The 10339-nt window shown below is 59.7% G+C and carries 12 protein-coding genes; 10 read left to right on the forward strand and 2 right to left on the reverse strand.

Annotation, left to right across the window (positions count from 1 at the left end):
- The first annotated feature begins 41 nt into the window (after positions 1-41).
- From ADB02_RS03200 to ADB02_RS03220, 5 genes are read left to right on the forward strand one after another with little or no spacing between them, the layout of a single operon-like run.
- Positions 42-824 (forward strand): vWA domain-containing protein, encoded by a 783-nt coding sequence (locus tag ADB02_RS03200; RefSeq protein ID WP_049170936.1) that lies wholly within the window; start codon positions 42-44, stop codon positions 822-824.
- Positions 805-1425, forward strand: coding sequence for a cob(I)yrinic acid a,c-diamide adenosyltransferase (gene cobO, locus ADB02_RS03205; RefSeq protein ID WP_042389270.1), 621 nt, complete (start codon positions 805-807; stop codon positions 1423-1425). Before ADB02_RS03200 ends, cobO begins: the two co-directional genes overlap by 20 nt.
- A complete protein-coding gene (locus ADB02_RS03210) occupies positions 1419-2795 on the forward strand; it encodes a cobyrinate a,c-diamide synthase (RefSeq protein WP_049189650.1) in 1377 nt (458 codons plus the stop codon). The genes cobO and ADB02_RS03210 overlap by 7 nt, the downstream gene beginning before the upstream one ends.
- A gap of 10 nt (positions 2796-2805) precedes the next feature.
- Entirely contained in the window at positions 2806-3897 is a 1092-nt protein-coding gene (gene cobA, locus ADB02_RS03215) for a uroporphyrinogen-III C-methyltransferase (protein ID WP_049170808.1), read from the forward strand.
- On the forward strand, positions 3890-4171 hold the full coding sequence (locus ADB02_RS03220; protein WP_239271971.1) for a hypothetical protein: 282 nt from the start codon (positions 3890-3892) through the stop codon (positions 4169-4171). The genes cobA and ADB02_RS03220 overlap by 8 nt, the downstream gene beginning before the upstream one ends.
- Here ADB02_RS03220 and ADB02_RS03225 read toward each other — a convergent pair.
- Positions 4168-4905, reverse strand: coding sequence for a YaaA family protein (locus ADB02_RS03225; RefSeq protein WP_049189654.1), 738 nt, complete (start codon positions 4903-4905; stop codon positions 4168-4170). The genes ADB02_RS03220 and ADB02_RS03225 overlap by 4 nt on opposite strands.
- A gap of 60 nt (positions 4906-4965) precedes the next feature.
- Between ADB02_RS03225 and ADB02_RS03230 the strand changes: the two genes are divergently transcribed.
- Entirely contained in the window at positions 4966-6738 is a 1773-nt protein-coding gene (locus ADB02_RS03230; protein ID WP_016422581.1) for a proline--tRNA ligase, read from the forward strand.
- Here ADB02_RS03230 and ADB02_RS03235 read toward each other — a convergent pair.
- Positions 6735-7700: a DUF4439 domain-containing protein gene (locus ADB02_RS03235; RefSeq protein WP_049189652.1), complete on the reverse strand. Its 966-nt coding sequence runs from the start codon at positions 7698-7700 to the stop codon at positions 6735-6737. The two genes, ADB02_RS03230 and ADB02_RS03235, sit on opposite strands and share 4 nt — an antisense overlap.
- 100 nt (positions 7701-7800) lie before the next feature.
- On the opposite strand from ADB02_RS03235, the gene rimP reads away from it, so the two are divergent.
- From rimP to ADB02_RS03255, 4 genes are all read left to right on the forward strand, one after another.
- Positions 7801-8373, forward strand: a complete 573-nt coding sequence (gene rimP / locus ADB02_RS03240; protein WP_016422583.1) for a ribosome maturation factor RimP — start codon at positions 7801-7803, stop codon at positions 8371-8373.
- Positions 8370-9356 (forward strand): transcription termination factor NusA, encoded by a 987-nt coding sequence (nusA, locus tag ADB02_RS03245; protein ID WP_016422584.1) that lies wholly within the window; start codon positions 8370-8372, stop codon positions 9354-9356. Before rimP ends, nusA begins: the two co-directional genes overlap by 4 nt.
- Before the next feature lie 171 nt (positions 9357-9527).
- Positions 9528-9920 carry a YlxR family protein gene (locus ADB02_RS03250; RefSeq protein ID WP_016422585.1) on the forward strand — a complete coding sequence of 131 codons (393 nt, stop codon included), beginning with the start codon at positions 9528-9530 and terminating at the stop codon, positions 9918-9920.
- Positions 9921-10049: 129 nt separating this feature from the next.
- On the forward strand, positions 10050-10339 hold a 290-nt coding region (locus tag ADB02_RS03255; protein WP_049189653.1), incomplete at its 3' end, for a translation initiation factor IF-2 N-terminal domain-containing protein.

Here is a 10339-nt window from a genome sequence, read left to right on the forward strand (position 1 = left end):
AGGTCGCGCCGCTGAAGGCGCCCCCTTTCGCCGTTCGTAAAATCAGCGTTGACGGTGTCGGCCAAGGGGATTCCGGTCGGCGTTCCAAGGCCATTGGCCCGCGGGGCAGCACCATTGGTGCCGAGCGGGGAGGCCATGGTCTCCACGTGCCGGCGACAGTGCTGGCGGCGGCCAATCGTGGCGCCCGCATGGGCGACTCCATGATTCCCCTGGAACCGGAGGACGTTCACGGCGCTATTCGACAGGGAACTGAGTCCAATCTGGTCGTCTTTGTCGTGGACACCTCGGGTTCCATGGCAGCACGCGACCGTCTGGCAGCCGTCACCGGCGCGGTCACATCGCTGCTGCGTGATGCCTACCAAAGCCGCGATAAAGTCGCTGTCGTTACTTTCCGCGGAAATAACGCCGAATTAGTTTTACCGCCGACGAAGTCTATCGACACCGCAGTACGTCGCCTCGCAGATGTCCGCACTGGTGGCCGAACTCCATTGGCCGAAGGATTGCTGAAGGCACACGAAGTGGTAGTTCGGGAAGCCCATAGGGAGCCCACACGGCGCGCAATCATGGTCTTGCTCTCCGACGGCCGAGCAACGGGTAAAAATGGCCTGCAGCAGGCGAGGGCTGTGGCCGCAAAGATCCGTCGTCAAGCGTTGGCGGCGACGGTGGTTATCGACTGTGAGCGCTCTCGCGTGCGGCTGGGGCTGGCACAGGAACTCAGCGTGGAATTGGGTGCGACCTGCATAAATCTCTCCGAACTCAATGCCGAAGCCGTGGCGGGCGTGGTCCATGCCTATCATCGAGACCATGGCACAAGGAAAGCTTGACCCCAAATCAATTCCCAACGATGGACTGACCACCAGGCAGCGTCGCATGATTCCGATTACTGCGGTGCATACGGGCCCAGGTAAGGGCAAGTCCACCGCGGCATTCGGTATGGCGATGCGCGCGTGGAATCAGGGGATGAATATCGGTGTCTTCCAGTTTGTAAAGTCGGCAAAGTGGAAGGTTGGCGAGGAAGCTGTCATGCGCCGGTTGGGCGAGCTTCACGACGACACGGGGGAAGGCGGCCCGGTCGAATGGCACAAGATGGGCGAAGGTTGGTCTTGGTCGCGTAAGCAGGGCACTGAGGAGGACCATGCGGCAGCTGCTGCCGAGGGATGGCAGGAGATTAAACGGCGCCTGGAAAATGAGGTGCACGACTTCTACGTCCTCGACGAGTTCACCTACCCAATCAAGTGGGGTTGGATTGATGTCGACGATGTGGTGGAGACATTGAGGAACCGTCCCGGCCGCCAGCATGTGGTGATGACTGGCCGCGATGCGGATCCGAAGCTCGTGGAGGTCGCGGATCTGGTGACGGAGATGACCAAGATTAAGCACCCGATGGATGTCGGACGTAAGGGACAAAAGGGCATCGAGTGGTAGCGCCTGGAATTGTCATCGCGGCGACAGCTTCAGGCACGGGAAAGACGACAATCTCCACGGGGCTGATGCGTGCACTGTCGCGTCGTCACGCGGTGGCACCTTTCAAAGTCGGACCCGATTATATTGATCCTGGCTATCACGGGGTAGCCGCTGGTCGTCCCGGGCGCAATCTGGATTCCTTTATGTGCGCGCCTGAGATGATTGGGCCGCTCTACGCACATGGAGCTGCCGACAGCGATATTGCGGTGGTCGAAGGGGTTATGGGGCTTTTCGACGGCCGCATTGGTGACGACCCGCTATCGGTGGAGGGCTCGACGGCTGAGATTGCCTCACTGTTGGGCCTTCCGGTGGTGTTGGTGATTGATGCCCGGCATATGTCGCAGTCGGCGGCGGCTGTTGTCCACGGTTTCTCCACGCTTCGCACTGACGTCCGTGTCAGTGGCGTGATTATTAATCAGGTGGGCAGCCCGCGGCATGCGGACATCATTACCCGTTCTGTGGAGGCCATGGGGGTCGAGGTGCTCGGCGCTATTCCGCGAGTGACTGATATTGAGGTGCCCAGCAGGCATTTGGGGCTGGTCACTGCAGTCGAGCAGGGTGAGCAGCTAGAAGCGGTCATTGAATCGATGGCCAACTTGGTGGAAACCTACATCGACATCGACCGGATTATCCAGCTTGCCCGGCAGCCCTATCCAGCTGAACCATGGGCCCCTGCACAGTTCGTTGCACCGCTGGCTCTTAATCGCCGCGTGCGCGTGGCGGTCGCGGCGGGTCCTGCGTTCTCGTTTACCTATGCAGAGCACCGTGAGCTATTGCAGGCCGCTGGAGCCGAGGTCGTGGATTTTGACCCATTGGTTGACGAACTGCCGGAAGCCGAAGGCTACATCGTGCCCGGTGGATTCCCGGAAGAGCATGCCGACGCGCTATCTATTCGTGATGACATTCGCCGCGATCTACGTCAGGCTGCCGATGATGGTGCGCTGATTCACGGCGAATGCGCGGGGCTGCTCTGGCTGCTTGAAGATCTCGGTGGGCGCCGTATGTGTGGCATCATCCCGGGGCGAGCGCACATGGCACGGTTGAAGCTGGGGTACCGGGAGGCTGTGGCGCTGACTGATTCTGCGCTGTGCCCGGTAGGAACGCGCGTGCGCGGTCACGAGTTCCACAAGACAGCCCTCACCGATGACACCGCAAGTGTCGCTGCTGCGGCCGGGTGGCAACCAGCCTGGGGTTGGCGTGGATATCAAGGCGAAACAGTTCGCGACGGCTTTGTTTCCGAGTCTGGGCGGATTCATGCCGGTTACCTGCATGTTCATCCGGCGGGTGCGCCGGGGAACGTCAGTCGCTTTGTCGCTTCGTGCGCCGGGTAAAGTGTTAGCTATGAGTTTGCTTCTCAAAGACTACGGTGTGTTGGTGATTGGCGGTTCCACGGCTGCAGAGCGCGTGATTCCTCGGCTGTTGGACTCTGGCGCTGATGTCACTGTGTGTGAAGGTGGGGAAGTAACAACTGCGATTGAGGCCTGGGCTGCAGACGGCCGTATTACTTTGACCCGCACCGGTTTTACCGAGGCGATGAGCTGGGGCAAGGCTCTCATGGTCTGCTGTGACGAGGCGTTGCTGCGTGAGGTGACTCTAGAGGGACACCGCCGAGGTATTCTCGTCGATGATGAAACCGGGGCTTCCAGCCCGCTTACTCCTGTGGCGCTGACCGGCCGTCGCGCGTCGCGCGCTGGGGACCTCGCTGGTCAGGTCGCGCTTGTGGGTGGTGGCCCGGGCGACCCCGGTCTGATTACCGTTGAGGGGCGTCGCTTGCTCCGGCTTGCCGACGTTGTCGTTGCAGACCACCTCGGTCCACTGTCGCTGCTCGGTGACTTGGAGCCGGATGTCGAGATTATTGATGCCGGCAAGCTTCCTTACGGCCGCGCCATGGCTCAGGAGCGCATCAATGAACTGCTAGTTCATCGTGCCCGTGAGGGCTACTTTGTGGTCCGGCTCAAGGGTGGCGATCCGTACATCTTCGGCCGCGGTTTTGAAGAGCTTCAGGAGCTACAGAAGGCTGGGGTACCGGTTCGCGTTGTGCCGGGTATTACTTCAGCACTGGCGGTACCGGGGACGATTGGCATCCCAGTTACTATGCGTGGCGTCAACCATGAATTCACTGTTGTGTCCGGTCACGTCCCACCGGGGCACAGGAAATCGCTGGTCAATTGGGATGCGCTGGGCCGGATGCACGGCACTATTGCCATCATTATGGGAGTTAAGAACGGGCCAAAGATTGCCGAGGCTCTGATGAAGGCCGGCCGCAGCCCGAAGACTCCGGCTGCGGTCATCCAGGACGGCACGCTGCCGAATCAGAGGTCGCTACGCTGCACACTCGGCGAGCTTGGCGAGAAAATGGTCGAAGAGGCAATCAAGCCGCCCGCCGTTATCGTCATCGGTGAAGTCGCGGGCCTGGATGAGGGCGATGAGTAAGAACAACAAGTCGAGCAACAACAAGTCGAAGAAACCAGAGCCAGAGCAGCAAAAGGCAGGGCTTGTTACTCGACTGCTTGCCGACGATCAGCTGCGTAGCGCCATCTGGATGGGCGCTGCGACCTTCCTGGTGTTCTACCTCGGAGCCATGATTATTTTCCGCCTCCTTCTCCTCGGCGGAGAAGGCTCGCGATACGACAGCATTTTCATCGCTGTCATTGCGCTCATTGCCGCCATTGTGGCAGGCCGGAAGCGCTACAACGACGACATTTAGTTTTCCGGGACGCGGAAGATGAGGGTGTCGTCGTCAAGCGAGACGTCGTATCCTGCGGCGCGTGCGATGTCGACGGCCTCTGTGGGGGAGGTCGGTGCCGTGTCGGAAAGGGCGATGGCGCGGGCAAATAGGCCCTTGTAGTGCTTGTTGAAGTGGCTGACGATTTTGCCCTCGGCGGTGAGCACGGTCATCGTTGTCGCGCTCTTGACTTTGCCCAAATTGGCGTAGGTGCCGGAACGAAGGTCGATGAGGAAGTCGACATCATTGAGAGCCTCGGTGATGGCGGTGCCCCAACGGCGCTTCATCGTCGGAGCTGCGTCGGCAGGCTGATCCGCGAAGGGGAGCTTGACCGTGCCAGAGAGACGGTAGTGGGGGATGAGGTCGTCTCCGCCAATGGCACCGAAGAGCGCTGACCCGATGGCGAGTCGAGCACGGCCGGTTTCCGGCAAATCGCTGGGGGAGAGTGCGTCGTAGAGCACCCCGGTATAACGCTCGAGAGCCGGCATGGTCGGCGACTCTAGGAGCGCGGCATTAGCTGTGACTTCGTCAGCAAGCCGTGGCCCCAGCTTCAGTGTTTTCATCGCGGCCTCCCTGTTCGCACTTAACTCCACGAGATCGGCTGCAATGCGCTCGCGGATGGGGTTGAGGGAGCCGAAGCTCAGCGAGGAAAAGTCCACTGCGGGATGGCTGCCACCAGTGGCTTTGGTTTCAGATGGGGGTAGGACTACGAGCATGGGCACCATAGTAATGCCCCGCATGTTGCGAAGAATGATCGACGGGTAAAATCAGCATTCATGATTACGCGAATGTCCCAGCTGTTCCTGCGCACACTGCGCGAGGATCCAGCTGACGCCGAGGTCCCTAGCCACAAGCTGCTCGTCCGTGCCGGCTACATCCGGCGAACTGCCCCTGGTGTGTACTCCTGGCTGCCACTGGGCTTGAAGGTTCTGCGCAACGTAGAGAAGGTTGTGCGCGAGGAGATGGAAGGCATTGGCGCACAGGAGCTGGCATTCCCTGCACTGCTCCCGCGTGAACCGTACGAGGCGACGAATCGGTGGACCGAATACGGCCCCGAGCTGTTCCGTCTGAAGGATCGCAAGGGCGCGGACTACCTGCTGGGGCCGACGCACGAAGAGATGTTCGCGCTGGCTGTCAAGGATCTTTTCAGCTCCTACAAGGATTTCCCGACGACGCTGTTTCAGATTCAGACCAAGTACCGCGACGAGGCTCGCCCGCGTGCAGGTATTCTGCGTGGCCGCGAGTTCGTGATGAAGGACTCTTATTCCTTCGACATGGACGACGAGGGGCTGGAGAATTCTTATCAGCAGCACCGCGGTGCCTACCAGCGAATTTTTGACCGGCTGGGCATTAAGTACGAAATCTGCCACGCCACCTCCGGCGCTATGGGCGGTTCGGCCTCCGAGGAGTTCCTGGCTGTTAGTGAAAGTGGCGAAGACTCCTTCGTAGTCTCCACCGACGGTGAGTACGCCGCCAATGTGGAAGCCGTGAAGATTCCGGCAGTCGAACCGCAGCCGATTGAGGGACAACCGGAGGCGAAGGTTTACGAGTCTCCGAACTGCACCACAATCGCAGCACTTGTTGATTGGGCCAATGGTGCGGACCTCGGACGCGAGGTCACTGCTGCCGATACTTTGAAGTGCGTTCTCGTCGCCGTCGACCCGAAGAAGGTCGATAAGGAGGGCAACGCCCTGCCGGAACAGCTCACCGCAATCCTGGTTCCCGGTGACCGTGAGGTCGATGAAAAGCGTCTTGAAGTCGCATTTGAACCGGGTGAGGCGCGCTTGCTGGAGGACAAGGACTTCGCAGCCAATGACTTCCTGATCAAGGGCTACGTCGGCCCGCAGGGGCTCGCCGATCGCGGTGTGAAGGTCCTAGCTGACCCCCGCGTGGCGGAGGGCACAAATTGGATTACAGGAGCCAACGAGGAAGGCAAGCACATCGTCGATGTGGTCGCTGGTCGCGACTTCCAGATTGATGGTATTTGCGATGTCGCAGAGGTGCGTGACGGCGACCCGGCTCCGGAGGGGCATGGCACGCTAAAGATCGAGCGCGGAATCGAGATCGGTCACATTTTCCAGTTGGGCCGCAAGTACACCAACGCCTTTGAAATCGACATCCTCGATGTCAACGGTAAGCGTGCTCGTCCGACGATGGGGTCCTACGGCATTGGCGTGTCCCGCCTGGTCGCTGTCCTCGCGGAACAGCAGTTGGATGAAAAGGGCCTCAAGTGGCCAGTTGCCGCGGCACCGTACAAGGTTCACATCGCTGTGGCCGGCAAGAACGCCGAAGCAGCTGAGGCCGCTGAACAGCTGGCGGAAGACCTCAGCCAGCAGGGCATTGAGGTGCTTTTCGACGACCGTCCGAAGGTCAGCCCCGGTGTGAAGTTCAAGGACGCCGAGCTGCTGGGTATGCCGTTTGTGGTCATCTTTGGCCGTGGCTACGCGGACGGCAAGGTGGAGCTGCGTAACCGCCTGACCAACGAGACCGACGAGGTCGCCGCTGACGGCATTGCAGCTCACGTCGCGGAGCTGGTTCGCAAGGCTTAGAGCCCGGGCAACGGCTCCAAGTTGTTGCCACCTAGCGCTGCCGCTCCGGCGGCAGCCACGCCAGCTGCCTGCAGCGCGAACATACGCATCCGAGGGTTATTAGCAGCGAGCAATACGTCTTCCCACGCCTGGGCACAATAGCGCTCCAATGCAATCATGTAATCGACGGGTGCCGTATCTGGCGAAGGAGCGCCTTCCGGCATATAGCCAGGTGCGCTCTCCGGCACCTCAACGTCGGAATCCTCCAAAATTAGTCGGGCACGATCGCGCAAAATTCGGTGGCGCTCGCCACGGGCCAAAAGTGCAGTAGTGGTATCGCCTCCGACACGTGGTGCGGCTACGCCGACACCGTAAATCATCATGTATTCGGCTTGCAGTGCCTTAGTCATCTGTTCTTCGGCACCCGAGATTTCATCCCTGTCACTGGGAATCAATGGGACAAGCTCCTCCCACTCAGCGCCCGCAACACGCAGAGCGAGGACGATACCGCCATCGACAGCCGTGGCGAGGCGCGCAGTGTGCTCCTCCCGCAATGCAGTGCGTGAATCCAGGGCATTCGTCAGTACGGGATTGTTTCGCGAGTCCGTGAGCAGTAATTTCGCATCGGAACCGGTAACCAGGGATCCTGGGACTGCTACGTCCGAGCCACATTCATCGACAGGTTTACCGTCCTTGTGGGTACCGCAGGCGCGTGTGATTTCCTTATCCAGTTCCGTTACCTGCGCGGAGCGCACAGCTGCGAGGTCAGGATTGGCGTCGCTAAGCGACTGTGCATCGCGCGCCGCCAGCGCATGGAGAACCTCAATGGCGTAATCGGGGCGCGGTGCCACCAGATGCGAGCACGCGGAAAGCGCAGGAAGTGATCCCACGGCGAGAGCAGCAGCGAGGAAGCCACGGCGCGAGAGAGTACGAGTGCGATGCGATGCGGAAGCAAAACTGGGGGAGGGAGGTTCAACAATCACCTCACTATGGTGCCACGCCGGCCGACACTTTGTGTCAATGCGGTGCGGGAAAGTGCCCAGGTGCGCAATTCCTAGTACTTGACCTGTAGACTCTACGACTATGGCGATACCCGCACCCGAGAAAATTGAACAGTTTGTGAGCCCGGCGCTCGCACAAATCGGCCTGGATGTGGAAGATGTCAAGGTCGTTCGCGCCGGCGCAAAGTCACAGGTCATTGTGTTAGTTGACGCAGATGAGCGTCCTGACCTCGATGTTCTGGAACAGGCCACGTATGAAGTATCTTCGGCTCTGGATGCCGCGGAGGCACGTGGTGAAGCGGACTTCGGCGCTCAGGGCTACACCTTGGAAGTTTCCACTCCTGGTATTGACGCACCGCTGACCCAGCCTCGGCACTGGCGTCGTAACCGTGGTCGTATTGCGGAGATTTCGCTTGCCGACGGTTCCGCGATTGCAGCCCGCATTGGTGCGCTGTCGCCGGATGAAGAATCCATCATTCTCGTTACCTCTAAGGGGCCAAAGGGACGTTTGAAGGCTGTTGGCCAGCGTGTCCAATTAACCAATGTGGCCCGTGCAGTGGTACAAGTTGAATTCTCTAATCCGCCCGCAGCCGAGAAGGATTTTGCGGGACTAGACTATGACGATGCCTTGACCAGGCTGGAGGATAACAAGTGAAGATTGAACTAGCTGCCCTGCGAACCTTGGAAAAGGAAAAGGGTATTCCTGTCGACGAAATGCTGGGACTGGTCGCCCGAGCATTGCGTGAAAGCTACCGTAACACCACCGCACCGGCACAGTATGCGCGCGTCGAAATCGACCGTGAGACCGGTGACGTCATAGTCTTTGCCCAGGAGCGAGACGACGAGGGCAATCTCATCTCCGAATGGGACGACACTCCGGAGGACTTCGAGCGTACCGCTGCATTCGCTGTTCGTCAGACCATCCTTTCGCGTCTGCGGGATGCGGAGAGCGATAAGGTTCTCGACGAATACGCAGACCTGTCTAATCAGGTCATTTCCGGCGTGGTCCAGCGCGATGTCTATGCCAATGAAAAGGGCATTGTCGTCGTCCACATCGGTTCGGAGGCCAACGGCCGAGACGGTATTCTGATGCCGGCTGAGCAGCTGCCAGGTGAGGAACTCAAGCACGGTGACCGCATCAAGTGCTACGTCGTCGGTGTGAACAAGACACCGCGCGGTGTTGCGATTCACCTGTCACGCACGCATCCGGAGCTCATTCGTAAGCTCTTCGAACTTGAAGTTCCGGAAGTTGCCGATGGGGCAGTGGAATTGATTTCCATTGCGCGCGAGGCCGGTCACCGCACCAAGGTTGCTGTACGCCCCACGGTCAAGGGCCTCAACGCTAAGGGCGCCTGCATTGGGCCCCGCGGTCAGCGTGTGAACTCGATTATGAATGAGCTCAAGGGCGAGAAGATTGACATCATCGACTACGACGAGGATCCGGCGAAGTTCGTTGGTAACTCGCTGGCGCCCGCCAAGGTAGTTAGTGTCAAGATTCTGGACATGGACGAGCGCCGTGCACACGTTGTGGTGCCCGACTACCAGCTCTCTCTTGCTATCGGCAAGGAGGGACAGAATGCCCGTCTGGCGGCTCGTCTGACCGGCTGGCGAATCGATATCCACTCCGACGCGGAGTAGACACAACGTCAGCGTCCCAGCGGTTGCGAAAGTGGCGGGAAAGTGCCTAGGGGGTTGGCACTTTTCCGCCTTTTCGGGTTATGCTGGGAGGTGGCCAAACGACAAGGCGTGATTTTCCTATGCGAATTTTCGCGCTGAATTTCTTAGCAGGAAGGTGGGTGCGTCAGGAGTATGACGACTTCGCGGGTGCTAAACCCGAATTCGACAACTCATACGCCTGCACCCACACGTACCTGTATTGCAACTAAGCAGCGCCACAATTGCTCGGAGCTGCTACGCATTGTCGCCACCACCCGTTCAGATGGCTCAGTAGCCGTCGTTGCTGATCCGCATCGTCGGATGCAGGGGCGAGGTGCCTGGATCACCCCAACACTAAAGGCTTGGGAGATCGCCGACAAGCGCCGTGCATTTGGCCGCGCACTGAAGGTATCTACGCAGGTAGATGCGTTTCCGGTTAAACAGTTTATCGCCACGCACTACGAAGCGGCGGAGGGTTTCGCCCCCGCTGACGATGTGCGTGTCGCTAAGCAGGGAGGCAGGAAAAATGACAACAGAAAGACCTGAACACTGATGAGCACACGATGAAGCATCAGCGATGAACGGCAATAGATAAGAGGGAGCCCTGCAGGCGCTCTCGGTGCGCGGACAAATCCGCCATCGGGCGCTGCTCGGCCCCCACTAGTGAGGAGAGCAGTGTCCGGAAAGCTACGTGTCCATGAGCTCGCTAAGCAGCTCGGGGTCACCAGCAAAGAACTACTCGCCGAGCTGAAGGCTCAGGGCGAGTTTGTTAAGACCGCTTCTTCGACGGTGGAACCACCCGTCGTCAGGAAGATGAAGAAGGTCTACGAAGAGAAGAATGCTGGCGCAGGTGCTGACGCGTCTGCCCAGGCCCCAACTACCAAGGCTGCTGCTAAGTCGGGTGCCAAGCCAGCTGCAAAACCAGGCGCTAAGCCTGCTGCACCAGCGGCGGCAAAGCCGGGTGC

This window comes from Corynebacterium sp. 212_CJEI (assembly GCF_001055915.1).
Taxonomy (GTDB): Bacteria; Actinomycetota; Actinomycetes; order Mycobacteriales; family Mycobacteriaceae; genus Corynebacterium; species Corynebacterium jeikeium_D.

What these genes read in the sequence shown, in the direction of transcription:
- cobO (WP_042389270.1), top strand. Translation starts at nt 805, where the DNA reads ATGGCACAAGGAAAGCTTGACCCCAAATCAATTCCCAACGATGGACTG.
- cobA (WP_049170808.1), top strand. Translation starts at nt 2,806, where the DNA reads ATGAGTTTGCTTCTCAAAGACTACGGTGTGTTGGTGATTGGCGGTTCC.
- ADB02_RS03220 (WP_239271971.1), top strand. Translation starts at nt 3,890, where the DNA reads ATGAGTAAGAACAACAAGTCGAGCAACAACAAGTCGAAGAAACCAGAG.
- ADB02_RS03225 (WP_049189654.1), bottom strand. Translation starts at nt 4,905, where the DNA reads ATGCTCGTAGTCCTACCCCCATCTGAAACCAAAGCCACTGGTGGCAGC.
- ADB02_RS03230 (WP_016422581.1), top strand. Translation starts at nt 4,966, where the DNA reads ATGATTACGCGAATGTCCCAGCTGTTCCTGCGCACACTGCGCGAGGAT.
- rimP (WP_016422583.1), top strand. Translation starts at nt 7,801, where the DNA reads ATGGCGATACCCGCACCCGAGAAAATTGAACAGTTTGTGAGCCCGGCG.
- ADB02_RS03250 (WP_016422585.1), top strand. Translation starts at nt 9,528, where the DNA reads ATGACGACTTCGCGGGTGCTAAACCCGAATTCGACAACTCATACGCCT.